A 24,890-nucleotide genomic window follows, 5' to 3' on the forward strand; every position below is an offset into this window, starting at 1 on the left:
CCCCGTTCTGGCGCGAGGTCGGCTTGATGGGTCTGGCCCTGTGGGAAAAGGCCTAAAAACCCTTCCATTATTGACCAAATGGTCAGGATCACGCTACCACGGGGCATGGTTCAGTCAAGCGTTCAGACGCCTGTTCGCGGAACCGCCGGGGCGCTGCCCGAAATTGCACCATCGGACCGAGGCTGGAATGGCAGATCACACCGAACCGCCCTTGTCCCGCATCCAGCAGAAGAACCGCGAGCTGATCCTGAAGGGCGCGCTGACGGTCTTTTCGGCCAATGGCTTCCGGGGCGCCACCATCGACCAGATCGCCGAGGCAGCTGGACTGTCGAAGCCCAACGTCCTTTACTACTTCGCCTCCAAGGACGAGATCCACCGGACGCTGCTGACGACCCTTCTGGACATGTGGCTTGCGCCGATGTTGCGCATCAACCCGCGGGGCGAGCCCCTGGCCGAGGTGCTGGCCTATGTCCAGGCCAAGCTGGAGATGTCGCGCCGCTTCCCGCGCGAAAGCAGGCTTTTCGCCCACGAGATCCTGCAAGGCGCGCCCCACCTGACCGAGATCCTGGGCGGCGGCCTGCGCGAGGTGGTGGACGGGGCGGCGGCGATTCTGCAGGGCTGGATGGACGAAGGCCGCCTGGCCTCGGTCGAGCCGCGCCACCTGATCTTTTCCATCTGGGCGCTGACCCAGCATTATGCCGATTTCGACGTACAGGTGCGGGCTGTCCTTGGGCCAAGCCATGACCCCCTTGCCGAGGCGGGGCCCTTCCTGGACAACCTTTACCGCAAGATGCTGAGCGTCTAGCAGGGTTCGGTCAGCATCCCCGCCGCCGACTGGATCAGGGCCAGGTTCTCGCGTGCGGCGGCGATGAAGTCCTCGACCTCGCCGCTGGCCCAGTCCTTGGTTGCGGCATTCGTCGCGGCGACGATGGCGGCGGCCAGGATCTCGATCTGCGCGGGCTTCGTGTCGGGACAACGGCGGCGCAGCAATTCGCGCATCTGCGCCCGCCGCGACAGGATGGTCGAGTTGCGCAACGCGCCCAGCTTGGGATCCTGCGTGGACAGGTGCAGGATGTGCCCCAACAGCTCGCGTTCGTCCAGGAACCGGGCCAGATGGGCGGTGATCAGACGGTCCAGATCCTCGATCAGGGTGCCGCGGCCGGTCACGAATTCCTCGGCCGCGTCGGCCGGATAATCGGGGGCGGGCCCCATCATCGCGGCTTCCTTGTAGGGGTAATAGTTGAAGAAGGTGCGCGTGCTGATCCCCGCTTCCTTGGCGATCGCCTCGGTCGTGACATTGGGCAGGCCATCGCGGACCGCCAGCTGGATTGCCGTCGCCTGGATCTTCTTCGCGGTCCGGTAACGGCGCGTCATCTGCGGCATCTTGCGCTTTCTGATTGTCGTTTATTGTCACGAAAGGGTGTCAGCAATCATGCGTCGCCGTCAAGGCGCATTGCCCATCCGCCTGATTCGAAACAGTGGCCCATGAAAAAACGCCGCGCGCCAGGGCGAGCGACGTTGCAGGCAAGCGGTCTGAAAGCGGCGCGGGGCGCGTCAGGCGCCCCAGGTGCGGATCGGCCCGCAATCCATGTGGACGAAGTTCGACCGGGAATACTTGCCGACGCCGCCTGCACGGCAGGACATCGCGGCATTGTACATCTGGCCCACGGAACGCGACTTCAGCCGCAGGTCTGCCGCCTTGCCCACCATGTGCAGCGAGTTGCGCGCGACCCCGCCGGAACTGCGGCGCAGCATCGCGTTGGTGCGCGGCGAGCGATAGCCCGACAGCATCATGTAGGGTTCATTGGTCTGCAGCAACCGGTGCGAGGCAGCGGCCACGTCAACCGTGCGCGGGTCGATCCCGATCGCCTCGCCCGAGCGCCAGTCGCGCATGAAGATGTTGATCTCGTTCAGGGCTTCGCGGATGTACTTGCCATCCACCCAATAGACCGTGTCCAGGCTTTCGCCGGTGCGGCCCGAATACATGCGGATGCGGCGCATGTCGCCCGCGCCGCGCAACAGTCCGAAGGCGTTGCCCATTACGGGTGCTGCCGCCACGGTTGTAGCCGCGAACACACCCAGGATGCCGCGACGTGAAAGAAGGTCGAATGTCATGTCAGATCGCCTGTCCCGCTTCGTCTTTTTTCCGCCGCATCCCGTGCGACGCCACCGAGGTTATCCCCGGTTGCCTAACAATATGTCAAAAGCCCGTGCGGTCGGGAAAGAGATTCCTGCCGCCCAGCCCAGTATCGGCGGAAATTAGGCGAAATTCTGCCGATACTTAGTCGCTGTGGCCGATCGGTCTCGTGGCTGTGGCGCGGCTGCAACCATCCGGCCCAGGTGCCCGTTTCCCTGCCTGCAATTGCTGGTGCCGGACCCGGCAAACTGGCAGAATCCGGGGCAGACGTTGGAAGGAACTGGAATGCGCGGCTGGACAGTCATCGCGGCTATTACGTTGATCTTGGGCGGACAATCGGCGGTTGCGCAGCCTCGGCTTGGACTGGCCCCGGCCTTGGGTGTTGCCGTGGCACCACGGCTGGATTTCAGCCCCGAGGAACTGGCCCTGGCAGAAGCCGCAGCCGGCCTGCCCGAGCTTGCAGCCTATTACGGGGCGAACGGCTTGCGGCCGATCTTCACCGGCGAGAATGCCGTGAAATTGCGCAGCGCCTTGATCGACGCCACGGCCACCGCGCCCCAGCACGGCATTCCCGCAAGCCGCTATGCCCTGGATGCGCGACCCGCCGATGCCGCGGATGCGAGGTCCGAGGTCGCGCAGGCGCGTGTCCTTGTCCGGTACATGCGCGACATGACGGGCGGGATGATTCGTCCGGGTTCCGTCGACCCCCTCATCAAGCGAGAGGTGAAGCGCCCGCCCATCGACCGGCTGATCCGGGACTTTGTCCAATCCCCCGACCCGCGCCAGTTCCTGCTGGACCTGCAACCGCGCCATCCGGCCTATCTGGCCCTGCAACGGGCCCTGACCGGCGGCCAGGCCTTGGCCATCCCCGCCGATCTGCCCCGTGCCCCCGAGGCGCTGTGGCGGCCGGGCGCCCGCGGTGCGGGCATCGTCCCCATCCGAGCGCGACTGGAGGCTGCGGGCTTTGCCGCGCCGGCCAGCGATCCGCAGGTCTACGACGCCGCCCTGGCCGATGCGGTGGCGCGCTATCAGGCGGCGGTGGGCCTTCCCTCGGACGGGGTGGCGGGGCCCAAGACCATTGCGCATCTGAACGGGGATGTGCCGCAGGACGGGCGCAATCGCGCGATCGTCGTGGCGCTTGAGCGGATGCGGTGGATGGGGTCCGAGGATCTGGACAGCCGTCACGTCTGGGTGAACATCCCCGAATATACCGCCCGCATCATGGAGAACGGGGCCGAGACCTTCCGCACCCGCACCGTTGTCGGCAGCACCGACCACGACCGCCAGACGCCCGAATTCTCGGACCAGATGGAACATGTGGTGGTGAACCCGCGGTGGAACGTGCCCCGGTCGATCACGGTCAAGGAATACCTGCCCAAGCTGCAGGCCAACCGCAACGCCGTGTCCCACCTGGACGTGGTGGACGGCAACGGCCGGGTGGTCGCCCGCGACCGGATCGACTTCGGGCGCTACACGGCAGCGAACTTCCCCTATCGGATGCGGCAGAAACCCAGTGACGACAATGCCTTGGGGCTGGTAAAGTTCATCTTCCCGAACCCCTGGAACATCTATCTGCACGACACGCCCACGAAGCACCTGTTCCAGCGGGCGTCGCGCGCCTATTCCCACGGCTGCATCCGCATCGGCGATCCGTTCGATCTGGCCCATGCGCTGCTGTCCCGGCAGACCCCTGATCCGCAGGCCATGTTCCAGCGCGCCCTGTCCCGCGACGACGAGGTCTGGCTGAAGCTGACGCCGGCGGTTCCGGTTCACCTGGTCTATTTCACGGCCTTTCCCGATGCCGATGGCACCATCCGCCGGTTCGAGGATGTCTATGGCCGCGACGCGCCCTTGTATGACGCGATCCAGAAGGCCGGGCTGGATTCATAGGCTCGAAAAGTCTAAGCCCCTTTCCGACAAGGGGGCGATCATGGCTATCACCATCGGACAATTGGCGCAGGCGCTCGAGGCGAAGGCCTGGGGGGATCTGGACCTGCCCGTCACGGGCGCGTCCGAACCCCAGGCCACCGGCCCGGTCGGTCCCGAGGGCGGGGTCATCGCCATGGCCATGGCGCCGAAATATGCGGATGCGCTGAAGCCCGGCAGCATTGCGATCCTGGCCGAGGGCATGGACCCCGAGGCCTATGGCCTGAAGGCCGCGATCTTCGCGCCGCGCCCGCGCCTGCTGATGGCGGGCCTGACGCGCGCCTTCGATCCAGGTCCCGACATCGCCCCCGGCATCCATCCGACAGCGGTCATCGATCCCTCGGCGCAGATCGGGGAGGGTGCCGCGATCGGGCCTTTCGTGGTGATCGGCGCGGATGTGCGGATCGGCCGCGGCGCCCGGATCGGCCCACATGTTTCGATCGGTCGCGGATCGCGCTTGGGGAACGACGTGCTGTTGAACGCGGGCGTGCGGATCGCGCATGGCGTGACCGCGGGCGACCGGCTGGTCGTGCAGTCGAACGCGGTCATCGGCGGCGACGGCTTTTCCTTCGTTACTCCCGAGGAATCGGGGATCGAGGAGATCCGCCGCACCCTGGGCACGCGCGCGGGGATCAAGCAGCAGCACTGGACCCGCATCCATTCCCTGGGCGGGGTCGAGATCGGCGATGACGTGGAAATCGGCGCCAATGCCACCATCGACCGCGGCACGATCCGCGCAACCCGCGTCGGCAACGGCACCAAGATCGACAACCTTGTGATGCTGGGCCACAACGTCACCGTGGGCGACGATTGCCTGCTGTGTTCGCAGGTGGGCGTCGCGGGGTCGGCGCGGATCGGCAACCGCGTTGTTCTGGCCGGCAAGGTCGGCGTGAACGACAATATCGACGTGGGCGACGACGTGATCGCGGGCGGGGCAAGCAAGATCTTCACCCGCGTTCCGGCGGGCCGCGTGGTCCTGGGCAACCCGGCGGTCAAGATGGAAACCCAGATGGAAATCCAGAAGGCCGTCCGCCGCCTGCCGCGCCATGCCGAGCAACTGGCGCGGCTTCAGGAAACCGTTACACGATTGTTGGACAAGGGCTAAGGCAGGAGGCTTCATGACCGACCAGATCAGGAACCGCATCCGGGCCATCATCGCCGAACAGGCCATGCTGGAACCCGACCAGATCACCGACCATTCCACCCCTCAGGACTTGGGCATCGACAGCCTTGGCCTGGTCGAATCGATCTTCGCCATCGAGGAGGAATTCGACATCTCGATCCCGTTCAACGCCAATGAACCGGACAAGTCTGACTTCGACATCTCGAACATGGGCACGATCATGGCCGCGGTCGAACGGCTGGTGGCGCAGAAGGCCGCATGAGTCCGAAGAAGACGGGAAAGAAGGCGGACGTCCCCGCCGCAGTGTCGCGCCCCAGTCCCACCCGACCGGACGGGCTGCGGCGGGTCGTCATCACCGGGGCAGGCACCATCAACGCCCTGGGCCATGACGTGCCCACGACCCTTGCCGCCTTTCGCGAGGGCCGCTGCGGGATCGGCCCGCTGGAGTTCCGCGATGTCGAGCGGCTGTCGATCCAGATCGGCGCGCAGGTCCATCCATGGCAGGCCGAGGATTACTTCAACCGCCAGCAAATCCTGCTTTACGACAAGTTCACCCAGTTCGCGCTGCTGGCCGCCAAGCAGGCCGTCGCGCAGGCGGGGCTGGATTTCCAGGGCGCGCTTGGCCTGCGGTCCGGGGTCGTGCTGGGCACGGCGGGCGGCGGGCTGAACACCTGGGACGAGAATTACCGCACCGTCTACGAGGAAGGGAAGAACCGCGTCCATCCCTTCGTCGTGCCGAAGCTGATGAACAATGCCGCCGCCAGCCATGTCAGCATGGAGTTTGGGCTGCGCGGCCCTGCCTTCACGGTTGCCACCGCCTGCGCCAGTTCCAACCACGCGATGGGCCTGGCCTTCCAGATGATCCGGTCGGGCGGCGCGCAGGTCATGCTGACCGGCGGGTCCGAGGCGATGCTGTGCTTTGGCGGCGTCAAGGCCTGGGAAGGCTTGCGCGTCATGTCCAAGGACGCCTGCCGCCCGTTCTCGGCCAACCGCAACGGCATGGTCCAGGGCGAGGGCGCGGGCGTCTTCGTCTTCGAGGATTACGAACACGCCCATGCCCGCGGTGCCGACATCCTGGCCGAGGTGGTGGGCTTTGCCATGTCCTCGGACGCGCAGGACATCGTCATGCCCTCGGCCCAGGGGGCTGAACGCGCGATCACCGCGACCTTGCAGGATGCCGGCCTGAACCCCGAGGACGTGGGCTATATCAACGCCCACGGCACCGGCACGGCGGCCAACGACAAGACCGAATGCGCCGCCGTTGCCCATGCCTTCGGGCACCACGCCGACCGGCTGATGATGTCGTCGACCAAGGCGATGCACGGCCACATCATCGGCGGCACCGGCGCGGTGGAACTGCTTGCCTGCATCATGGCGCTGCGCGACGGGGTGATCGCGCCGACGATCGGCTATCAGGAAGCGGATCCGGAATGCGCCCTGGACGTGGTGCCGAACGAGGCGCGCGATGCGCGGGTCGATGCAGTGCTGTCCAATGCCTTCGCCTTTGGCGGGCTGAACGCCGTGATCGCGTTGCGGCGCGTGTGACGCATGGAAAAACCGCGCCCGAAGGGGGCGCGGTTCATGATCGTGGTCGAAGGATCAGTTCGCCGGCGCCTCGGCAGGGGCCTCTGCAGCCGGTGCATCGGCGGGCGCCTCCGCTGCTGGCGCGGGTTCCGCGGCATAGGCGGTCAGGGCGTCAAAGGCGGCGGTGAAGCCCGCCAGCGACAGCGTCAGGCGCACGGGGTTTTCGCGGTCGCCGCCAAAGGGCAGCAGCGTCACGGTCGCGTTTGCGCCGCGCTTCAGCCCGTCCAGTTCCGCCTGGGTGAAGCCCATGCGGGATACGCAGCCCACGGGCGCGCAGAAGTTGAAGGGATAGCCGCGCGGCTCGGCGGTTCCCACGGCGAAACCCAGGCCCTGCACCAGGTCGGTTTCCAGCGGCGCCACCAGCGTCGCCCCCGCGGCGATCTCCTCGCTGTTGCGCAGCGGGATCAGCGTCATCTCGGCCACCGAATTGCCTTCGCTGTCTTCGAGCAGCTGGTACAGCTCGCACGGATCCTTGCCCTGGTCGGCCCTGAGGCAGCGGGTGGTCCAGTCCTGGTGCGTTTCCTTGACGTAATACTGCCCGACCTGCGGTTCGCCGTTGGCGGCAGGCGCAGCGCCAGCGGCAGGGGCTGCGCCAGCGGCAGGCGCAGCGCCAGCGGCAGGCGCAGCGCCAGCGGCTGCACCCTCGGCGGGGGCGGCAGGCGCGCCGGCGGGTGCCGCATCCGCTGCCGGGGCTGCCGGAGTTTCGGCGGCGGGTGCTTCCGCTGCCGGTGCTGCTGCCGGTGCCTCAGCCGGGGTTTCGGTTGCGGGGGGCGTGCTGTCCTGCGCGAAGGCCGGGGCCGCGATAAGGACAAGCGCCGCCAGAAGGGCCTGCGAGGGTTTGATTGGCATGGTTGTTTCGTCCCTTTGCTCAATGCGTTGAGCGGGCGTAGCATGTCCGATTTCGTTTGTCAGGCCGCATCGGAAAGGCTGCGTTCACCATGGCTTGACCCCGGATGCGACCGGCGGGCTTCTGCCTGTCGCAGGGCTGAAACGCCTGTGTCACACGGGCCAGCGGGAATTTCAAAGGGTCGTGGAACGAACCACGACCCCGACGCCGAACCTCTCCCTGCCGGACTGGCCGGTCATCATTGATCTGCACGCTAGTTGCGGCCCCGTGATCCGTCAACTGTCCAGATGGATAGGCTTGTCACAAAAAAGAACCGCGCCCGAAGGCGCGGCAGTTTCAACAGGGAGGAAGGTTCGCGCATCGACGACCATGATGCCGAACGGATCCCATACTGGCATGAAGGACTTAACATTGTATTGTTGGTGCGGACGCCGCAACGGGTCGGCGCGCAACAGGGGCAGGGGGCGGCATGGCGGGCGTTGTGGACGACGGGGCGAACACGATCTTCCTGGGCGGCGGCGGTCCCGCCTATGGCAGCCCGCAATCGCTGCTTCTGAAATACGCCAACCGGCACGGCCTGATCGCCGGTGCCACCGGAACCGGCAAGACGGTCACCTTGCAGACCCTGGCGGAAAGCCTGTCGCTGGCCGGGGTGCCGGTCTTCCTGGCCGATGTGAAGGGCGATCTTGCGGGCCTGTCGCAGCCAGGCGGGGCCGAGGGGCCGCTGCACAAGCCGTTCTCCGAGCGGGCAGGGCAGATCGGCCTTTCGCTGGACTACCAGGCCTTCCCGGTCACCTTCTGGGACGTCAGGGGCCAGAAGGGCCATCCGGTCCGCACCACCCCCGCCGAGATGGGGCCGCTATTGCTGTCGCGGCTGCTGGACCTGACAGATGCGCAGGAAGGGGTGATGAACATCGCCTTCCGGGTCGCGGACGAGGAAGGCCTTGCCCTGCTGGATCTGAAGGATCTGCAGGCGATGCTGGTCTGGGTGGGCCAGAATGCGGCCGATCTGTCGCTGCGCTACGGAAATGTCAGCGCGGCCAGCGTGGGCGCGATCCAGCGGGCGCTGCTGGTGCTGGAAAACCAGGGCGGCGACAGCCTGTTCGGCGAACCGGCGTTGGAACTGTCGGACATCATCCGGCAGGACGCTTCGGGCAGGGGGATGATCAACATCCTGGCAGCCGACAAGCTGATGCAATCGCCCCGGCTCTACGCGACCTTTCTTCTGTGGCTGCTGTCCGAACTGTTCGAGCAACTGCCCGAGGTGGGCGACCCCGACCGCCCGCGCGTCGCCTTCTTTTTCGACGAGGCGCATCTGCTGTTCGACGGCGCGCCAAAGGCCTTGGTCGAGAAGGTGGAACAGGTCGCGCGGCTGATCCGGTCCAAGGGGGTCAGCCTCTGGTTCATCAGCCAGAACCCGGCCGACATTCCCGAAGGCGTCCTGGGCCAGCTTGGCAACCGCATCCAGCACGCGCTGCGCGCCTTCACTGCCAAGGACCAGAAGGCGCTGCGGATGGCGGCCGACAACTATCGCGCCAATCCCGATTTCGACACTGCCGACGCGATCCAGCATGTCGGCACGGGCGAGGCCGTGACCTCGCTTCTGGAAGCCAAGGGCGTGCCGGGCATGGTGCAGCGCACGCTGATCCGCCCGCCCTTCAGCCGCATCGGCCCCGCAAGCGACGCCGAGCGCGCGCAGGTGATGAACGCGTCACCCATGGCGCTGAAATATGGCCGCAGCATGGACCGAGAGTCGGCCCATGAACTGCTGTCCCGCCGTGCAGAAGAGGCGGCAAAGGTGACGGCCAGGGCCAAGGACACCGACGACCTGTTCGACATGACGCGCGGCGAATACCGCAACGCCCGGCGATACCAGCCGCGGGACGAGGCGCGGCCCGAGCGCGGCCGGTCATCCCGCAGCGACACGATGGTCGAGGCTTTCGGCAAAAGCCTCGCTCGGCAGCTTGGCACGAAATCCGGCCAGGCGATCGTCAGGGGTGTGCTGGGCTCGCTGTTCCGGGGGCGCTGATCGCCAGTCCCACCTGCGCCAGCATCGCGGCGCCGATGCGCGCCCCCGCCCGCACGGGAACGGGGGCGTCCGCGACCGCCGCCCGCATCTCGGCCAGGATGGCGATCATCAGCAGGACATGGCGGTGCATGTCGTAATCGGCAGCCCGTTGCAGCCGAGCATCATTCTGCAAGGCTTCCTCGGCGCGCAGGCGGGGCAGGGCGGCGCCCGGCGCGGGCGTGTGGTCAAGCCGCAACAGGCGCCTGAGGTCGCGGTCCCGGCGCCAGCCCGACTGACCTTCGCGCGCGGCGCGGATCAGGATGCGGGGACGGCGCAGCGATTCCGTGGCGGACCGGGGGCGGAAGGCGATCACATTCGGCATGTAGCTCATTTTGAACTGTCCCATTCAAGTTGGTGAGACCAGCTTCACACAACCTTAACGGGTGTTGCCGTTGCGTTTATCGCAGCGTTCGCTGAGGCAACGTATCTTTAGGATTTGTTAGGGAATGTTGCGGCTAGCTGCTGGTGTCAGCCGCTCATTAACCACGTTTAACGCAACCCAAGGTAGTTCAGTTCCGCCCCCTGCTGCCTAGGATGACAAGGGACAAGACATGACGCTTTTGACCGGTGATTTCGCCATCGATCCTCTTGCTGCGGAGCACCGTTCGCCGACCGGGACCGCCAGCCTGCCCGCCAGCGAGCTTCCCGATGACGCCCGCCTTTACCTTCGCCATGTCGAGGAAGGCCAGTCGATCCGCGCCCTTGCGCGGTCCGAGGGATGTCACGCCTCGACCATCCTGCGCCGCATCCGCCGGTTCGAGGCGCGGCGCGACGACCCCCTTGTCGATGGCGCCCTGACCGAGGCCGCGGAACGGCCGCGCCAGTTGGACGACCGCCAGGTCCTGCGGATCCTGCGGCGGCTTGCCGAACCGGGGGCGGTGCTGGTCACTGCCGACGGGATGGACAAGGCCATCGTCAGCCGCGACGACATCAGGACCGCCGTCCTGGACCGATGGACAGCCGAGGTGATGGCGCTGAAGGGCTGGGTCGTGCCCTCTGCCGCGCCGGGGCGGATGCAGCGTTATGCCATTGCGCCTGCGGGCCGCGACGCGCTGCGGGCGATGCTGCAATCGCCCCGCCAGCGCAAGGCCGTGCCGGGACCGGCCGACTTCACCGAAGCCAGTCCCGTTGCCCCCGATACAGCCCCCGACACTGCGTCCGGCATGGCCGAGGCAGCCGCCGGTTTCGATCACGCCGACCGCCACCGCGTCTGGGAAAAGCGCGTGATCCAGGACCCCGAGGACGGCCGCCGCCGCCGGACCAGGGTGAACATCGCGGAAAGCCCCCTGCTGCTGCTGGCGCGCAGGCGGGACGGCGCGGGCAAGCCCTTCCTTTCCTCCGGCATGGTGGCCGCGGGCGAACGCCTGCGCGAGGATTTCGAACTGGCCCAGATGGGACCGCGCGTGACGCAGAACTGGACAGGCTTCATGACGTCGGGAATCGATGTCAGCCGCAGCGGCGGCGGATATCGTGGAGGGTCCGAATCCGCGCGTGATCGGGTGGCGATGGCGCTGCGCGACCTGGGGCCGGGCATGGGCGACATCGTCCTGCGCGTCTGCTGCTTCCTGGAAGGGATCGAGTTGACCGAGCGTCGCCTGGGCTGGTCGGCCCGGTCGGGCAAGATCGTGCTGCGCCTGGCCCTGATGCGGCTGGAACGGCATTATCAGGAAACCTATGGCAGCGGGTCGCGGCTGATCGGCTGAGGGGCAGAATGCAGGAAGGGGCGCCGCCTGGGCGCCCCTGTCCGCAACAACCAACTGGTTAATACGGTTAACAAATCACTGGTTACCCGGATAACAGGGGGACTCGTTAAAAGGGTCACAAGCAAAGTCGTGGATCCCTTGGCAGAACCCCGCTATTCGGCCGCGATCGACTGATCGGCCTTTTCTGCCCGAGCCGCCCGGATGCCTGCGCCATAGGCCGGGCTGATCCGGTCGAAATGAACCAGCACGCGTTCCAGCACATCCTCGTCCGCGCCTTCCAGCGCCGCGGCGATGTTCTTGTAAAGCCGCGCCCGTTCCTCGTCGTTCAGGACGCGGTCATGCAGCGCGCGCGGCTGTTCGTAATCGTCGATCAGCTGGCGATGCGGCTGGCGCGCGGCCACGCCCTGCAGGCGCAGCGGGGGTTCGGCAAAGGACGGATCCTCGGTCGCGCCGCCGCGGCTGTTGGGTTCGTAATAGGCATCCGTGCTGCCGGTCACCTGACCGAAGAAGTTCATCTGCCCGTCCTTGTGATAATGATGGACGAGGCATTTCGGTGCGTTTACCGGCAGATGTTCGTAATGTGTGCCAAGGCGATAGCGATGCGCGTCGGCATAGCTGAAGACGCGGGCCTGCAGCATCTTGTCGGGGCTGTAGCCGATGCCGCGCACCTTGTTCGACGGGCTGAAGGCCGCCTGTTCGATCTGCGCGAAATAGTTGTCGGCGTTGCGGTTCAGCTCGAACTGGCCGACCTCGATCAGCGGATAATCCCCATGCGGCCAGACCTTGGTGAGGTCGAAGGGATCGTAAGGGGTCTTTTCCGCATCCAGTTCCGGCATGATCTGGACATACATCGTCCAGCGGGGGAACTCGCCCCGCTCGATCTTGCCGAACAGCGCCTCTTGATAGCCCTCGCGGGTGTGGCCGATGATCTCGGCGGCCTCGCCGTTGGTGTAGAAGCGGTGGCCTTGCTGGGTCTTGAAGTGGAACTTGACCCAGAACCGCTCGCCGTCCTTGTTCCAGAAGGAATAGGTGTGGCTGCCGAAACCGTCCATGAAGGTCGGGTCCTGCGGCAGGCCGCGATCCGACATCAGGATCGTCACCTGGTGCAGCGCTTCGGGAACCTGGCCCCAGAAATCCCACATCGCGGTCGGGCTGCGCAGGTTGGTGCGCGGATGGCGCTTCTGCGTATGGATGAAGTCAGGGAACTTCAGCGGATCGCGGACGAAGAAGACGGGGGTGTTGTTGCCCACCAGATCCCAGTTGCCCTCGTCGGTATAGAACTTCAGCGCGAAGCCCCGCACGTCGCGTTCGTGGTCGGCCGCGCCCATCTCACCCGCAACGGTCGAGAATCGCGCCAGCATCGGCGTGGTCTTGCCCACCTGTCCGAAGATCGAGGCGCAGCTGTATTGCGTGATGTCATGGGTCACGGTGAAGCTGCCGAAGGCGCCCCAGCCCTTGGCGTGGACCACGCGTTCCGGGATTCGCTCGCGGTTCTGATGGGCCAGCTTTTCCAGAAGCTGATAGTCCTGCATCAGCACCGGACCGCGATCGCCCGCAGTCTCGGTATGCTGGTTCGAGGCGATGGGCGCGCCTGCCGTCGTGGTCATGCGCGGGCGGGTGGGATCCTGGGTCATCTGGCAGTCCTTCACTTAGCTTTTGTTGTATCTGACACCGGATCTGGATAAACGGAAATTGGATATTTAGATCGCGGCGATAAGGATTCCTGATGAACATAACCCTTCGCCAGTTGCGCTATTTCCTGGCCTTGGCGCGGGAAGGCCATTTCACCCGCGCCGCCGAGGCCGCGCATGTCACCCAACCTGCCTTGTCGATGCAGATCCGCGCGCTCGAGGTGGAGGTGGGCAGCCCCCTTGTGGAACGGACGCCCCAAGGCGTTGTCCTGACCCCGCAAGGCCGCGCCATGGAAGCCCATGCCCGGCAGGTCATGACCTCGATGGCGGGGCTGGAGCAGGCGATGCGGCAGCCGGGGCAGGGGGGGCGGCTGATGCTGGGGATGATTCCCACGGTCGCGCCTTATCTGCTGCCCGAGGCCTTGCCGATCCTGCGGGCACGCGATCTCAGCCGCGACCTGCACCTGCGAGAGGCGCAGACCGACCGGCTGATCGACGAACTGTCCCAGGGGCGGCTGGACGCGGCAGTCGTCGCCACCCCGCCGGATACCGACGGGCTGGTGGCAGAGCTGCTGTTCAGGGATCATTTCCTGCTGGCCGGAAGCAGGGACCGCATCGCGGGCCTTGGCACGGCCCGGCCCGAACCGCGCGACCTCGATCCCGGCCACCTGCTTTTGCTGGATGAGGGTCATTGCCTGGGGGACCAGGCGCTCGAGGTCTGCGGCCTGGGCCGCCGCACCGCCCGGCTTGACCTGGGCGCGGCCTCGCTGTCCACGCTGTGCAGGCTGGCCGCGCAGGGCATGGGGCTGACCTTCCTGCCGCAGCTTGCCGCAAGGCAGGAATGCGCGGCAGCGCCCGGCTTGTCCGTGGTCGAGTTTCCCGACCCGCAGCCGTGCCGCGACATCCTGCTGTTGCGGCGCGCCACGACCCCGGCCGGCGGCTGGTTCGACGAACTGGCCGAATCGATGCGGACGGCGGGGCGCGCCCTCATGCCCGCCTCGCCGGCTTTTCCCCATCCTCCCGCGGCTTGACAGGTGTCGCGGCATTGCGGCAGGTGCGGCGACAAAGGGGGACGGCGCGGAACCCAAGGTGCCGCAGCCGCCTTGCTAGGCAACGCCATCACATCAGGAAGAAAACTTCATGCAGGACATTCTGGCCCTTATGCAGCAACCCGAGGCCTGGGTCGCGCTTGGCACCCTTGTCGTGATGGAGGTCGTGCTTGGCATCGACAACCTTCTGTTCATCTCGATCCTGTCGAACAAGCTGCCCGAGGATCAGCGCGAACGCGCCCGCAAGATCGGCATCGGCCTGGCGCTGATCATGCGGCTTGGCCTTCTGGCGACGATTGCCTGGATCGTGCAGTTGACCCAGCCCGTATTCGCCGTCTGGGGCAACGAGTTTTCCTGGAAGGACATCATCCTGATCGTCGGCGGCCTGTTCCTGGTCTGGAAGGCCACGAAGGAAATTCACCACCACGTCGATCCCGTCGATCACGAGGACACGATGATCGGCAAGGCCGGCATCACCTTCGGCAGCGCGATCGCGCAGATCCTGATGCTGGACCTGGTCTTCTCGATCGACAGCATCATCACGGCCGTCGGCATGACCCCCCATGTCGAGATCATGGTGGTCGCCGTGGTGACGGCCGTCACCGTGATGCTTCTTGCCGCCAACCCGCTGGCCGAGTTCATCGGCAAGAACCCCACGATCGTGATGCTTGCGCTGTCCTTCCTGCTGCTGATCGGCACCACGCTGATCGCGGAAGGCTTCGGCGTCCATGTCCCGAAGGGCTATATCTATGCCGCCATGGCCTTCTCGGCCATTGTCGAGGGGCTGAACATGTGGGCCCGCAACGCCCGCGTCCGCGAAAAGGCCAGTTCCCGCTAGGGGCTGGCCATCGTCCTTGGGGATCATGTCAGGAAAGGCTGGTACCCGAGGTCGGACTCGAACCGACATGCCTTGCGGCGGCGGATTTTGAATCCGCTACGTCTACCATTCCGTCACTCGGGCCTCTCTGGTGCCTGCCCTAGCGCGGGGCAGGCGTCTTTGCAAGAGGGGTCAGGCGCGGCCCAGCTTGTGCAGGCGGGCTTGGCGCAGCCGCGCGAAGTCGTCGCCCGCGTGATAGGACGACCGGGTCAACGGCGTGGCCGAGACCATTAGGAAGCCCTTGCCGAAGGCCGCCTTTTCATAGCCCGCGAATTCGTCGGGCGTGACGAAGCGGTCAACGCGGTGATGCTTGGGCGTCGGCTGCAGATACTGGCCGATGGTCATGAAGTCGATGTCGGCCGCGCGCATGTCGTCCATGACCTGCAACACGCTGCTGCGATCCTCGCCCAGGCCTACCATGATTCCCGACTTGGTGAACATCGACGGATCCAGTTCCTTGACCTTCTGCAGAAGGCGCAGGGAATGGAAATAGCGCGCGCCGGGGCGGACGGTGGGATACAGCGCCGGGACGGTTTCAAGGTTGTGGTTGAACACGTCCGGCCGCGCCTCGACCACGATCTCGACCGAGCCGGGCTTCGACTTCAGGAAATCGGGCACCAGCACCTCGATGGTGGAATCGGGGCTGCGGTGGCGGATGGCGCGGATCGTCTGGGCGAAATGGTCCGCGCCGCCGTCGTCCAGGTCGTCGCGGTCCACCGAGGTGATGACCACGTGCTTCAGCCCCAGCTTCTGGACGGCGTGGGCGACGCGGCCGGGCTCGAACACGTCAAGCGCGTTGGGCTTGCCGGTGGCGACGTTGCAGAAGGTGCAGCCGCGCGTGCAGATCTCGCCCATGATCATCATGGTGGCATGGCCCTGCGACCAGCACTCGCCGACGTTCGGGCAGCCCGCCTCCTCGCAGACGGTGGACAGGCGGTTGTCCTTCATGATGTCGCGGGTGCGCTTGTAGCCTTCCGACGTGGGCGCCTTGACGCGTATCCAGGACGGCTTCTTGGGCTGGTCCTGATCCGGCCGATGGGCCTTTTCCGGGTGTCGCTGGTCGGGAATCCGAAGATCGCGCAAGGCCATGTCCTTTCGGTCGCGGTTCCGACTGAAATAGCCCTTCCGGCCGCCGAACGCAACGGAGGGGCGCGATGCGGGATCCGGCAGCAACTAACGGAATGCAAGGAAGGCCGCGCGGTTCCGCCGGAAAGGCCAACAAACTCGTGTCTTCCGATGCGTGGAACCACTGTCGGCTCAAGGGGTTAGTCCGTCAATCAGACCATGAACACATGATGGAGGAATACCAGATGTCTTTCAAGTCGCTTACCGCCCCTGTCGCCCTGGCTGCCGCCCTGGGCTTCGGCTCGACCGCATTCGCCCAGACCATGGTCGGCACGCAGGAAATCAGCGCCGCCGATCTGGCTGCCGTGACGGAACATTGCCGCACCCTGGCCGCCGGGTCGGATGACCAGGCTACAAGCGCGACCGATCCCGGCGGCGAGGCTGGCAATTCCGGCAATGCCGACAACGACTCGGTTTCGGGCACGATGCCGGACACCGATGCGGGCACCATGGACGCAGCCCAGCCCACGACGGGGAACGAAGGCAACCAGGACGACGACTCGCGCGATCCGGCGGCGGCTGCCATGGCCAGCGACAATTCCGCGACGGCCACGACCGGCCTGGAAGGCAACCAGGACGCCGACCAGTTCTCGGGCACGATCAACATGGAGATCATCACCCTGGCCGACTGCCAGGCGGCTGGCCTGTAAAAGCCACGCTGAATATCGGCATTGCCGGATGATCCAGAAAGGCAGCCATCGGGCTGCCTTTTCTTTGTTGCGGCGCGGAGCCTGCGACATTTTCTCCACCCCCGGCCGTCGCGTCATGCGCGCCTTGAAGACCCGGCCCCCGGGGCCCATCTGATGCCTGTGACGGCCGGGCCTTGCCTGACCGCCACGTCTTACCGCACTGCCAAGACGCCGCGAATTGCGCCCGTGCCTGTGGCTTTGCGCCCGTTGACCCCGCTTGCCCACAGGTCTAAACGGACGCTCAGCTAACCCGTCGCGGGCAGCCACAGCTTTTCCGCGGCCGACAAGGGGAACTTGCCCGTGGAAACCTTGCTTCAGGACTATCTGCCGATCCTCGTCTTCGCAGGAATGGCCTCTGCCCTGGCCTTGATCCTGATCCTTGCGGCCGTTGTGGTTGCCGTGCGCAACCCGGACCCGGAAAAGGTCAGCGCCTATGAATGCGGCTTCAATGCCTTCGACGATGCGCGGATGAAGTTCGACGTGCGATTCTACCTGGTGTCGATCCTGTTCATCATCTTCGACCTGGAAGTCGCCTTCCTGTTCCCCTGGGCGGTCAGTTTTGCCGGCCTGTCGGACGTGGCCTTCTGGTCCATGATGGTGTTCCTTGGCGTGCTGACCGTGGGCTTTGCCTATGAATGGAAGAAAGGTGCGCTTGAATGGGCGTGATGACCGGAGCGAATACCGCTGGTCCCGACCGCGAGGTCGCGACCGCCAGCCTGAACCGCGAGTTGCAGGACAAGGGTTTCCTGCTGACCACGACCGAAGACATTATCAACTGGGCGCGCAACGGCTCGCTGCACTGGATGACCTTCGGCCTGGCCTGCTGCGCGGTTGAAATGATGCAGGCTTCCATGCCGCGCTATGATATCGAACGGTTCGGGACCGCGCCGCGCGCCTCCCCCCGCCAGTCGGACCTGATGATCGTCGCGGGCACCGTGACCAACAAGATGGCCCCGGCCGTGCGCAAGGTTTATGACCAGATGCCCGAGCCGCGCTATGTCATCAGCATGGGAAGCTGCGCCAATGGCGGCGGCTATTACCACTACAGCTATTCGGTGCTGCGCGGCGTCGACCGCATCCTGCCCGTGGACATCTATGTTCCCGGCTGCCCCCCCACGGCCGAGGCGCTGCTGTACGGCATCCTGCAACTTCAGCGCCGCATCCGGCGCACCGGCACGCTGGTGAGGTAACCCGATGTCCGTCTATCCCGATCTCGACGCGTTGGAGCAACTGGCCGAGCATATCAAGCTGCGGCGCGGTGATGAAATCCTGGACACCCAGATCGCCTTTGGCGAGCTGACGGTGACCACCGACCTGTCCAGCCTTCTGGACCTGGTGGAGTTCCTGCGCAGCGACAGCAGCTGCCGTTTCACGACCCTGATCGACATGACGGCGGTGGACTATCCCGAACGCGCGCAGCGGTTCGACGTGGTCTGGCACCTGCTGTCGATGTACCAGAACCACCGCGTCCGGCTGAAGGTCGCGATCCGGGATGACGAGATCGTGCCGTCGCTTGTGCGGATCTATCCCTGCGCCAACTGGTTCGAGCGCGAGGTCTTCGACATGTTCGGGATCCTCTTCTCGGGGCACCCGGACCTGCGCCGGATCCTGACGGATTACGGCTTCACAGGCTTTCCGCTGCGCAAGGACTTCCCGACGACCGGCTATGTCGAGCTTCGCTATGACGAATCCGAGAAGCGGGTGGTCTATGAACCTGTGCGGCTGACGCAGGAATACCGCCAGTTCGACTTCCTCTCGCCTTGGGAAGGGACGCAATATGTCCTGCCCGGCGACGAAAAGACCAAGGGGTAAGGCCATGGACGGCGATATCCGCACCAACAACTATGACGACGGATCGTCCGACATGCTGGTCGGCGAACAGAAGATCCGCAACTTCAACATCAACTTCGGACCCCAGCACCCGGCGGCCCACGGCGTGCTGCGCATGGTGCTGGAACTGGACGGCGAGATCGTCGAACGTGCGGATCCGCATATCGGCCTGCTTCATCGCGGCACCGAAAAGCTGATGGAAAGCAGGACATACCTGCAGAACCTGCCTTATTTTGACCGGCTGGACTATGTCTCGCCGATGAACCAGGAACATGCGTGGTGCCTGGCGATCGAACGGCTGACGGGCACGGTGGTGCCGCGCCGCGCCAGCCTGATCCGTGTCCTGTATTCGGAAATCAGCCGCATCCTGAACCACCTGCTGGGCCTGACCACAGGTGCGATGGATGTCGGCGCGCTGACCCCGCCGCTGTGGGGTTTCGAGGCGCGCGAACAATTGATGATCTTCTATGAACGTGCCAGCGGCGCGCGCCTTCACGCGGCCTATTTCCGGCCCGGCGGCGTTCACCAGGATCTGCCGCCAGATTTGCTGGACGATATTGAGGCCTGGTGCGAAACCTTCCCCAAGGTCGTGGACGACCTGGACACCCTGTTGACCGAAAACCGGATTTTCAAGCAGCGGCTGGTGGGCATCGGCGTCGCCACCGAACAGGATGCGCTTGACTGGGGCTTCACCGGAGTCATGGCGCGCGCCTCGGGCCTTGCCTGGGACCTTCGCCGGTCGCAGCCCTACGAATGCTACAGCGAATTCGACTTCAAGATCCCGATCGGGAAGAATGGCGACAGCTATGACCGCTTCCTGATCCGGATGCAGGAAATGCGGGAATCGACCAGCATCATGAAGCAGGCGATCCAGAAGCTGCGAGCCGAAGGTCCGGGCGATGTCTTGGCGCGCGGCAAGCTGACCCCGCCCAAGAGGGGCGACATGAAGCGCGACATGGAAAGCCTGATTCACCACTTCAAGCTTTACACCGAGGGCTTCCGCGTCCCCGCAGGCGAGGTTTATGCCGCCGTCGAGGCCCCCAAGGGCGAATTCGGCGTCTATCTGGTCAGCGACGGCACGAACAAACCCTACCGAGCCAAGCTGAAGGCGCCCGGCTTCCAGCACCTGCAGGCCATCGACTATCTGGCGCGGGGGCATCTGCTTGCCGACGTGCCCGCCCTGATCGCCACCATCGACGTCGTGTTCGGAGAGGTTGACCGCTGATGCTCCGCCGTCTTTCGCCCGTCCAGCCGGACAGCTTCGCGTTCACCCCCGCCAACCTGGAATGGGCGCAAGTCCAGATGTCCAAGTATCCGGAAGGTCGCCAGCAGTCGGCGATCATCCCGGTCCTGTGGCGTGCCCAGGAACAGGAAGGCTGGCTGTCGCGGCCTGCCATCGAATATTGCGCGAACCTGCTGGGGATGCCCTATATCCGGGCTCTCGAGGTGGCGACATTCTACTTCATGTTCCAGCTTCAACCGGTTGGCTCGATTGCCAATATCCAGATTTGCGGGACCACGACCTGCATGATCTGCGGCGCCGAGGATCTGATCGCGGTCTGCAAGCGCAAGATCGCGCCCACGCCCCATACCCTGTCAGCCGACGGCAAGTTCAGCTGGGAAGAGGTCGAATGCCTGGGCGCCTGCACCAATGCGCCGATGGCCCAGATCGGCAAGGACTATTACGAGGATCTGACGCCCGCGAAGCTGGAAGAACTGATCGACGCCTTCTCGGCGGGCCAGGTGCCCTTGCCGGGGCCGCAGAACGGCCGCTTCTCCTCCGAACCCCTGGGCGGCCCGGTCGCGCTTGCGGATCTGCAAGGGCAGGGCGATCCGCTGAATGCAAGCGCCGCTCTGGCCCGCGACATTGGCGAGACCGTCAAGCGCATCGACGGGACCGAGGTGCCGACCCTGGCCAAGTGGCTGCGCAAGCCCGAGGCCGCCGTGGACGACCGCACCGGCGTGGATACCGCCCCCGAACGCGAGCCGCGTCCCTCGGCAGGCAAGCCTGCCGATGCGACCGGCGTGACCGAGCAGGAGGCGCAGGCCGCCTCGGCCGCGCGTCCGCAGTCGGATCGCGAACCCGCAGGCGCGCGCGCTGTCGAGCGGTCGGAACAGAAGGACGATGCAACCGACCGCTGATGCGGTCCAGCGACGGGAAAAGGCCATGCGCATGATGATCCTGACCGACAGCATCGCCTGCCCCGTACGGGCCTGGCGATGACGCGGCAGGGCGGCGACCGCGACGCGCGCCAGATGCGTCTGGCCGGTGCCGTGATTGCCGGGGCCATGGCGGCCTGGTTGCTGGTGCAATGGCTGGGCCAGCATTACGGCTGGGCTGGCAGATGGGCTTATCTGGCGGATCTGGCCGCCATTGGTGCTTTTGTCTGGTCGCTGATCGTGACCTGGCGTATCTGGCGGCGCAGGAACGCGTGACGCCCGGATGAGAGGATTGAGAACAGGATGCTGAAAGATCAGGATCGCATTTTCACCAACATCTACGGGATGGGCGACCGTAGCCTGTCCGGCGCGAAGAAGCGCGGCCATTGGGACGGCACGGCCGAGATCATCTCGCGCGGGCGCGACAAGATCGTGGAACAGATCAAGGCCTCGGGCCTGCGCGGGCGGGGCGGGGCAGGTTTCCCGACCGGCCTGAAGTGGTCCTTCATGCCCAAGGAATCGGACGGCCGCCCGTCCTACCTGGTCATCAATGCCGACGAATCCGAGCCCGCGACCTGCAAGGACCGCGAGATCATGCGCCACGATCCGCATACGCTGATCGAAGGCGCGCTGATCGCCAGCTTCGCGATGGGCGCGCACGCGGCCTATATCTATATCCGGGGCGAGTTCATCCGCGAGAAAGAGTCGCTGCAGACCGCCATCGACGAATGCTATGACGCGGGCCTTCTGGGCGCGAATGCCGCCGGGTCTGGCTGGGACTTCGACATCTACCTGCACCACGGCGCCGGCGCCTATATCTGCGGCGAGGAAACGGCGCTGCTGGAAAGCCTGGAAGGCAAGAAGGGGATGCCCCGCATGAAGCCGCCGTTCCCGGCCGGCGCGGGTCTTTATGGCTGCCCGACCACGGTGAACAACGTCGAATCCATCGCCGTGACGCCGACGATCCTGCGGCGCGGGCCGGAATGGTTCGCGGGCTTCGGCCGCCCGAACAACGCGGGCGTCAAGCTGTTCGGCCTGACCGGCCACCTCAACACGCCCTGCGTGGTCGAGGAAGCCATGTCGATCCCCATGAAGGAGCTGATCGAAAAGCACGGCGGCGGCGTGCGCGGCGGCTGGAAGAACCTCAAGGCCGTGATTCCCGGCGGCGCGTCCTGTCCGGTCCTGACGGCCGAGCAGTGCGAAAACGCGATCATGGACTATGACGGGATGCGCGAATTGCGGTCGTCCTTCGGCACGGCCTGCATGATCGTGATGGACCAGCAGACCGATGTCATCAAGGCGATCTGGCGGCTGTCCAAGTTCTTCAAGCACGAAAGCTGCGGGCAATGCACGCCCTGCCGCGAAGGCACCGGCTGGATGATGCGCGTGATGGAACGCCTGGTGCGCGGCGATGCCGAGGTCGAGGAAATCGACATGCTGCTGGACGTGACCAAGCAGGTCGAGGGCCACACCATCTGCGCCCTGGGCGACGCCGCCGCATGGCCCATCCAGGGCCTGATCCGCAATTTCCGCGAGGAGATCGAGGACCGCATCAAGGCCAAGCGGACCGGACGCATGGGGGCAATGGCCGCGGAATGATCGGGCGGGCGGCATATCACGCCGCTGTCGCGGGGTCGTGTGTCGGGCAAAGGGCCGGGCCGGTGGTTATGTCATCCGACATCAGCCATCGGAGAAATCTGCCATGATCCGCCAGACCCTTGCCGCGATTGCCGCCCTTGCCGCCTTGTCCGGGCCAGCCGCCGCCCTTCCGCCCTTGTCGCAGGAACGCCATATCAACGACAGCCTTGTGCAGGCCCGTGTGGCCGACATGCTGCGGAAGGGGTGCCCGACCTTGGACGCGCGGTTGATCCGGGCCTTCTCCGAGGCCCGCAAGCTCAAGCGTTACGCGCTTGACCAGGGATACAGCGATGCGCAGATCGACGCCTTTCTCGACAGCCGGGAAGAACGTCGCCGCATCTATGCCGAGGCCGACCGCTACATGGTCGCCAATGGGGTGGTGAGTGGCCAGCCCGAGACATTCTGCCGTCTGGGGCAGCAAGAGATTGAGCGGAAGACGATCGCCGGATCGCTTCTGGTTGCCAGGTAAGGAAGAAACCGATGGCCGATTTGCGGACAATCAAGATTGACGGGACCGAGATCGCGGTCGATCCCAACCTGACCCTGATCCAGGCCTGCGAACTGGCCGGGATCGAGATCCCGCGCTTCTGCTATCACGAACGCCTGTCCATCGCCGGCAACTGCCGGATGTGTCTGGTCGAGGTCGTGGGCGGCCCGCCCAAGCCTGCCGCGTCCTGCGCCATGCAGGTCAAGGATCTGCGCCCCGGTCCCGATGGCGCGCCTTCGGAAATCCGCACCAACAGCCCGATGGTCAAGAAGGCCCGCGAGGGCGTGATGGAGTTCCTGCTGATCAACCACCCGCTGGACTGCCCCATCTGCGACCAGGGCGGTGAATGCGATCTGCAAGACCAGGCAATGGCTTACGGCGTGGACTTCAGCCGGTATCGAGAGCCTAAGCGTGCGGCCGAGGAATTGAACCTGGGCCCGTTGGTCGAGACCCACATGACCCGCTGCATCAGCTGCACCCGCTGCGTGCGCTTCACCAGCGAGGTCGCGGGCATCAGCCAGATGGGCCAGACCGGGCGCGGCGAGGACAGCGAGATCACCAGCTACCTGAACGAGACGCTCGCATCGAACCTGCAGGGCAACATCATTGACCTGTGCCCGGTCGGCGCATTGGTCAGCCGCCCCTATGCCTTCAAGGCGCGCCCCTGGGAATTGCGCAAGACGGAAACCATCGACGTGATGGACGCGCTTGGCAGCAACATCCGTGTGGACGTGAAGGGCCGCGAAGTGATGCGCATCCTGCCGCGCAACCATGACGGCGTGAACGAGGAATGGATCAGCGACAAGACCCGCTTCGTCTGGGACGGGTTGCGCCGCCAGCGGCTGGACAAGCCCTATATCCGCGAGAATGGCAGGCTGCGCCCGTCGACCTGGGCTGAAGCCCTGTCGGTTGCGGCCACCGCGATGAAGGGCCGCAAGGTTGCAGGCCTGGTGGGCGACCTTGCCTCGGTCGAGGCCGCGTTCAGCCTGAAGCAGTTGATGGAAAGCCTTGGCGGGAACGTCGAATGCCGCACCGATGGCGCACGCCTTCCTGCGGGGAATCGTGGTGCCTATGTCGGCAACGCCACGATTGCCGATATCGACAATGCCAAGCGGATCCTGCTGATCGGCACCAATCCGCGCGACGAGGCGCCGGTCCTGAACGCCCGCATCCGCAAGGCGTGGGCGCATGGCGCACAGGTTGCGCTGATCGGCGAGGCCGTGGACCTGACCTATGACTATCACCATCACGGCGCCGATCGCGCGGCGCTCTCCGAACTGGTCAAGGGCGACTTCCAGTCGAGCCAGGGCACGCCGGGCATCGTGATCGTGGGCCAGGGCGCCCTGACCGAGGCCGATGGCGAGGCCGTGCTGGCCAATGCCATGCGCATCTGCGAACTGGACGACTGCAAGCTGCTGGTCCTGCACACCGCAGCGTCCCGCGTGGGTGCGATGGACGTGGGCGCCGTGACCGAGGGCGGCCTGACCGCGGCCATCGACGGGGCCGAGGTGATCTTCAACCTGGGCGCGGACGAGGTCGACATCGCCCCCGGCGCCTTCGTGATCTACCAGGGCAGCCACGGCGACCGCGGTGCGCATCGGGCCGACATCGTCCTGCCCGCCGCCTGCTATACCGAGGAAAACGGCCTGTTCGTGAACACGGAAGGCCGGCCGCAGCTTGGCATCCGCGCGAACTTCGCGCCTGGCGATGCCAAGGAGAATTGGGCGATCCTGCGGGCCCTGTCCGCCGAACTGGGCGCGACGCTGCCCTGGGACAGCCTGGCGCAACTGCGCCGCGCGCTGATCCAGGCCGTGCCGCACCTGGCCCGGATCGACGAGGTTGTCGAAAACGACTGGCAGCCCCTGCAGCGGCTGGACCTGGGCCGGGCGAGCTTCCGCAACTCGGTCAAGGACTTCTACCTGACGAACCCGATCGCGCGGTCATCTCCGCTGATGGGCGAGTTGTCGCGAATGGCGGCGGCGCGCAAGGCGCCCGCCCTTGCGGCCGAGTGACATC

At 65.6% G+C, this 24,890-nt stretch carries 26 protein-coding genes and 1 tRNA gene; 19 read left to right on the forward strand and 8 right to left on the reverse strand.

Annotated features, from left to right (window positions below; translation table 11 throughout):
- The first annotated feature begins 187 nt into the window (after positions 1-187).
- The gene (locus FIU66_RS04725) at positions 188-805 is read left to right on the forward strand and encodes a TetR family transcriptional regulator C-terminal domain-containing protein (RefSeq protein ID WP_167621630.1); all 618 of its coding nucleotides are present in this window, start codon (positions 188-190) and stop codon (positions 803-805) included.
- Here the strand turns inward: FIU66_RS04725 and FIU66_RS04730 are convergent.
- Together FIU66_RS04730 and FIU66_RS04735 are read right to left on the reverse strand one after the other, a co-directional pair.
- Positions 802-1,374, reverse strand: a complete 573-nt coding sequence (locus tag FIU66_RS04730) for a TetR/AcrR family transcriptional regulator (RefSeq protein ID WP_167621631.1) — start codon at positions 1,372-1,374, stop codon at positions 802-804. The genes FIU66_RS04725 and FIU66_RS04730 overlap by 4 nt on opposite strands.
- Positions 1,375-1,554: 180 nt before the next feature.
- Positions 1,555-2,115: a DUF882 domain-containing protein gene (locus tag FIU66_RS04735; RefSeq protein WP_167621632.1), complete on the reverse strand. Its 561-nt coding sequence runs from the start codon at positions 2,113-2,115 to the stop codon at positions 1,555-1,557.
- A 307-nt stretch (positions 2,116-2,422) separates the two neighbouring features.
- Between FIU66_RS04735 and FIU66_RS04740 the strand changes: the two genes are divergently transcribed.
- From FIU66_RS04740 to FIU66_RS04755, 4 genes are all read left to right on the forward strand, one after another.
- Positions 2,423-4,027, forward strand: a complete 1,605-nt coding sequence (locus FIU66_RS04740; RefSeq protein ID WP_240544742.1) for a murein L,D-transpeptidase — start codon at positions 2,423-2,425, stop codon at positions 4,025-4,027.
- A gap of 40 nt (positions 4,028-4,067) precedes the next feature.
- Positions 4,068-5,168, forward strand: coding sequence for a UDP-3-O-(3-hydroxymyristoyl)glucosamine N-acyltransferase (lpxD, locus tag FIU66_RS04745; protein WP_167621633.1), 1,101 nt, complete (start codon positions 4,068-4,070; stop codon positions 5,166-5,168).
- A 13-nt stretch (positions 5,169-5,181) separates the two neighbouring features.
- Complete coding sequence (locus FIU66_RS04750) at positions 5,182-5,448, forward strand: acyl carrier protein (protein ID WP_167621634.1); 267 nt, start codon at positions 5,182-5,184, stop codon at positions 5,446-5,448.
- 74 nt (positions 5,449-5,522) lie between these two features.
- The gene (locus FIU66_RS04755) at positions 5,523-6,731 is read left to right on the forward strand and encodes a beta-ketoacyl synthase (protein ID WP_167623391.1); all 1,209 of its coding nucleotides are present in this window, start codon (positions 5,523-5,525) and stop codon (positions 6,729-6,731) included.
- Between the two features lie 54 nt (positions 6,732-6,785).
- Here FIU66_RS04755 and FIU66_RS04760 read toward each other — a convergent pair whose 3' ends face one another.
- Both FIU66_RS04760 and FIU66_RS04765 read right to left on the reverse strand, forming a co-directional pair.
- Positions 6,786-7,619, reverse strand: coding sequence for an invasion associated locus B family protein (locus FIU66_RS04760; protein ID WP_167621635.1), 834 nt, complete (start codon positions 7,617-7,619; stop codon positions 6,786-6,788).
- Positions 7,620-7,892: 273 nt separating this feature from the next.
- Positions 7,893-8,069: a hypothetical protein gene (locus FIU66_RS04765; RefSeq protein WP_167621636.1), complete on the reverse strand. Its 177-nt coding sequence runs from the start codon at positions 8,067-8,069 to the stop codon at positions 7,893-7,895.
- 17 nt (positions 8,070-8,086) lie between these two features.
- Between FIU66_RS04765 and FIU66_RS04770 the strand changes: the two genes are divergently transcribed.
- Positions 8,087-9,646: a helicase HerA-like domain-containing protein gene (locus FIU66_RS04770; protein WP_167621637.1), complete on the forward strand. Its 1,560-nt coding sequence runs from the start codon at positions 8,087-8,089 to the stop codon at positions 9,644-9,646.
- Here FIU66_RS04770 and FIU66_RS04775 read toward each other — a convergent pair.
- Complete coding sequence (locus FIU66_RS04775) at positions 9,609-10,007, reverse strand: DUF6477 family protein (RefSeq protein ID WP_201281086.1); 399 nt, start codon at positions 10,005-10,007, stop codon at positions 9,609-9,611. The two genes, FIU66_RS04770 and FIU66_RS04775, sit on opposite strands and share 38 nt — an antisense overlap.
- Before the next feature lie 229 nt (positions 10,008-10,236).
- Here FIU66_RS04775 and FIU66_RS04780 point away from each other — a divergent pair, with 229 nt between their 5' ends.
- On the forward strand, positions 10,237-11,388 hold the full coding sequence (locus tag FIU66_RS04780) for a DUF6456 domain-containing protein (protein WP_167621638.1): 1,152 nt from the start codon (positions 10,237-10,239) through the stop codon (positions 11,386-11,388).
- 152 nt (positions 11,389-11,540) lie between these two features.
- On the opposite strand, the gene FIU66_RS04785 is transcribed toward FIU66_RS04780, so the two are convergent.
- The gene (locus FIU66_RS04785; protein WP_167621639.1) at positions 11,541-13,022 is read right to left on the reverse strand and encodes a catalase; all 1,482 of its coding nucleotides are present in this window, start codon (positions 13,020-13,022) and stop codon (positions 11,541-11,543) included.
- Positions 13,023-13,114: 92 nt separating this feature from the next.
- Here FIU66_RS04785 and FIU66_RS04790 point away from each other — a divergent pair, with 92 nt between their 5' ends.
- Together FIU66_RS04790 and FIU66_RS04795 are read left to right on the forward strand one after the other, a co-directional pair.
- Positions 13,115-14,050, forward strand: a complete 936-nt coding sequence (locus tag FIU66_RS04790; protein ID WP_167621640.1) for a hydrogen peroxide-inducible genes activator — start codon at positions 13,115-13,117, stop codon at positions 14,048-14,050.
- A gap of 109 nt (positions 14,051-14,159) precedes the next feature.
- Positions 14,160-14,906 carry a TerC family protein gene (locus FIU66_RS04795; RefSeq protein ID WP_167621641.1) on the forward strand — a complete coding sequence of 249 codons (747 nt, stop codon included), beginning with the start codon at positions 14,160-14,162 and terminating at the stop codon, positions 14,904-14,906.
- A 39-nt stretch (positions 14,907-14,945) separates the two neighbouring features.
- Here the strand turns inward: FIU66_RS04795 and FIU66_RS04800 are convergent.
- Both FIU66_RS04800 and lipA read right to left on the reverse strand, forming a co-directional pair.
- Positions 14,946-15,029 (reverse strand) — tRNA-Leu (locus FIU66_RS04800).
- 48 nt (positions 15,030-15,077) lie between these two features.
- A complete protein-coding gene (gene lipA, locus FIU66_RS04805) occupies positions 15,078-16,034 on the reverse strand; it encodes a lipoyl synthase (RefSeq protein ID WP_167621642.1) in 957 nt (318 codons plus the stop codon).
- A gap of 221 nt (positions 16,035-16,255) precedes the next feature.
- Here lipA and FIU66_RS04810 point away from each other — a divergent pair, with 221 nt between their 5' ends.
- From FIU66_RS04810 to nuoG, 10 genes are all read left to right on the forward strand, one after another.
- Entirely contained in the window at positions 16,256-16,720 is a 465-nt protein-coding gene (locus tag FIU66_RS04810; RefSeq protein WP_167621643.1) for a hypothetical protein, read from the forward strand.
- A 339-nt stretch (positions 16,721-17,059) separates the two neighbouring features.
- Positions 17,060-17,425, forward strand: coding sequence for an NADH-quinone oxidoreductase subunit A (locus FIU66_RS04815; protein WP_167621644.1), 366 nt, complete (start codon positions 17,060-17,062; stop codon positions 17,423-17,425).
- Positions 17,416-17,949, forward strand: a complete 534-nt coding sequence (locus FIU66_RS04820) for an NADH-quinone oxidoreductase subunit B family protein (RefSeq protein ID WP_167621645.1) — start codon at positions 17,416-17,418, stop codon at positions 17,947-17,949. Before FIU66_RS04815 ends, FIU66_RS04820 begins: the two co-directional genes overlap by 10 nt.
- 4 nt (positions 17,950-17,953) lie before the next feature.
- Positions 17,954-18,571, forward strand: a complete 618-nt coding sequence (locus FIU66_RS04825) for an NADH-quinone oxidoreductase subunit C (protein ID WP_167621646.1) — start codon at positions 17,954-17,956, stop codon at positions 18,569-18,571.
- Positions 18,572-18,575: 4 nt separating this feature from the next.
- Positions 18,576-19,814: an NADH-quinone oxidoreductase subunit D gene (locus FIU66_RS04830; RefSeq protein ID WP_167621647.1), complete on the forward strand. Its 1,239-nt coding sequence runs from the start codon at positions 18,576-18,578 to the stop codon at positions 19,812-19,814.
- Positions 19,814-20,731 carry an NADH-quinone oxidoreductase subunit NuoE gene (gene nuoE / locus FIU66_RS04835; protein WP_167621648.1) on the forward strand — a complete coding sequence of 306 codons (918 nt, stop codon included), beginning with the start codon at positions 19,814-19,816 and terminating at the stop codon, positions 20,729-20,731. The genes FIU66_RS04830 and nuoE overlap by 1 nt, the downstream gene beginning before the upstream one ends.
- 78 nt (positions 20,732-20,809) lie before the next feature.
- Positions 20,810-21,025 carry a DUF5337 domain-containing protein gene (locus FIU66_RS04840; protein ID WP_167621649.1) on the forward strand — a complete coding sequence of 72 codons (216 nt, stop codon included), beginning with the start codon at positions 20,810-20,812 and terminating at the stop codon, positions 21,023-21,025.
- A gap of 27 nt (positions 21,026-21,052) precedes the next feature.
- Positions 21,053-22,348 (forward strand): NADH-quinone oxidoreductase subunit NuoF, encoded by a 1,296-nt coding sequence (gene nuoF / locus FIU66_RS04845; protein WP_167621650.1) that lies wholly within the window; start codon positions 21,053-21,055, stop codon positions 22,346-22,348.
- Between the two features lie 103 nt (positions 22,349-22,451).
- Positions 22,452-22,856, forward strand: coding sequence for a DUF5333 domain-containing protein (locus FIU66_RS04850; RefSeq protein WP_167621651.1), 405 nt, complete (start codon positions 22,452-22,454; stop codon positions 22,854-22,856).
- 11 nt (positions 22,857-22,867) lie between these two features.
- Positions 22,868-24,886 (forward strand): NADH-quinone oxidoreductase subunit NuoG, encoded by a 2,019-nt coding sequence (nuoG, locus tag FIU66_RS04855; RefSeq protein ID WP_167621652.1) that lies wholly within the window; start codon positions 22,868-22,870, stop codon positions 24,884-24,886.
- Positions 24,887-24,890 lie beyond the last annotated feature (4 nt).

It is taken from the genome of Paracoccus sp. AK26 (genome assembly GCF_011801365.1).
Taxonomy (GTDB): domain Bacteria; phylum Pseudomonadota; class Alphaproteobacteria; order Rhodobacterales; family Rhodobacteraceae; genus Paracoccus; species Paracoccus aerius.

Excerpts from the sequence above, each read along its gene's own strand:
- FIU66_RS04840 (WP_167621649.1), top strand. The coding sequence starts at position 20,810 with ATGACGCGGCAGGGCGGCGACCGCGACGCGCGCCAGATGCGTCTGGCC.
- FIU66_RS04795 (WP_167621641.1), top strand. The coding sequence starts at position 14,160 with ATGCAGGACATTCTGGCCCTTATGCAGCAACCCGAGGCCTGGGTCGCG.
- nuoG (WP_167621652.1), top strand. The coding sequence starts at position 22,868 with ATGGCCGATTTGCGGACAATCAAGATTGACGGGACCGAGATCGCGGTC.
- FIU66_RS04725 (WP_167621630.1), top strand. The coding sequence starts at position 188 with ATGGCAGATCACACCGAACCGCCCTTGTCCCGCATCCAGCAGAAGAAC.
- FIU66_RS04775 (WP_201281086.1), bottom strand. The coding sequence starts at position 10,007 with ATGCCGAATGTGATCGCCTTCCGCCCCCGGTCCGCCACGGAATCGCTG.
- FIU66_RS04810 (WP_167621643.1), top strand. The coding sequence starts at position 16,256 with ATGTCTTTCAAGTCGCTTACCGCCCCTGTCGCCCTGGCTGCCGCCCTG.
- FIU66_RS04850 (WP_167621651.1), top strand. The coding sequence starts at position 22,452 with ATGATCCGCCAGACCCTTGCCGCGATTGCCGCCCTTGCCGCCTTGTCC.
- FIU66_RS04750 (WP_167621634.1), top strand. The coding sequence starts at position 5,182 with ATGACCGACCAGATCAGGAACCGCATCCGGGCCATCATCGCCGAACAG.
- FIU66_RS04820 (WP_167621645.1), top strand. The coding sequence starts at position 17,416 with ATGGGCGTGATGACCGGAGCGAATACCGCTGGTCCCGACCGCGAGGTC.
- FIU66_RS04770 (WP_167621637.1), top strand. The coding sequence starts at position 8,087 with ATGGCGGGCGTTGTGGACGACGGGGCGAACACGATCTTCCTGGGCGGC.
- FIU66_RS04785 (WP_167621639.1), bottom strand. The coding sequence starts at position 13,022 with ATGACCCAGGATCCCACCCGCCCGCGCATGACCACGACGGCAGGCGCG.
- lpxD (WP_167621633.1), top strand. The coding sequence starts at position 4,068 with ATGGCTATCACCATCGGACAATTGGCGCAGGCGCTCGAGGCGAAGGCC.
- FIU66_RS04735 (WP_167621632.1), bottom strand. The coding sequence starts at position 2,115 with ATGACATTCGACCTTCTTTCACGTCGCGGCATCCTGGGTGTGTTCGCG.
- FIU66_RS04780 (WP_167621638.1), top strand. The coding sequence starts at position 10,237 with ATGACGCTTTTGACCGGTGATTTCGCCATCGATCCTCTTGCTGCGGAG.
- FIU66_RS04825 (WP_167621646.1), top strand. The coding sequence starts at position 17,954 with ATGTCCGTCTATCCCGATCTCGACGCGTTGGAGCAACTGGCCGAGCAT.
- FIU66_RS04740 (WP_240544742.1), top strand. The coding sequence starts at position 2,423 with ATGCGCGGCTGGACAGTCATCGCGGCTATTACGTTGATCTTGGGCGGA.
- FIU66_RS04790 (WP_167621640.1), top strand. The coding sequence starts at position 13,115 with ATGAACATAACCCTTCGCCAGTTGCGCTATTTCCTGGCCTTGGCGCGG.
- lipA (WP_167621642.1), bottom strand. The coding sequence starts at position 16,034 with ATGGCCTTGCGCGATCTTCGGATTCCCGACCAGCGACACCCGGAAAAG.
- FIU66_RS04760 (WP_167621635.1), bottom strand. The coding sequence starts at position 7,619 with ATGCCAATCAAACCCTCGCAGGCCCTTCTGGCGGCGCTTGTCCTTATC.
- FIU66_RS04730 (WP_167621631.1), bottom strand. The coding sequence starts at position 1,374 with ATGACGCGCCGTTACCGGACCGCGAAGAAGATCCAGGCGACGGCAATC.
- nuoE (WP_167621648.1), top strand. The coding sequence starts at position 19,814 with ATGCTCCGCCGTCTTTCGCCCGTCCAGCCGGACAGCTTCGCGTTCACC.
- nuoF (WP_167621650.1), top strand. The coding sequence starts at position 21,053 with ATGCTGAAAGATCAGGATCGCATTTTCACCAACATCTACGGGATGGGC.
- FIU66_RS04830 (WP_167621647.1), top strand. The coding sequence starts at position 18,576 with ATGGACGGCGATATCCGCACCAACAACTATGACGACGGATCGTCCGAC.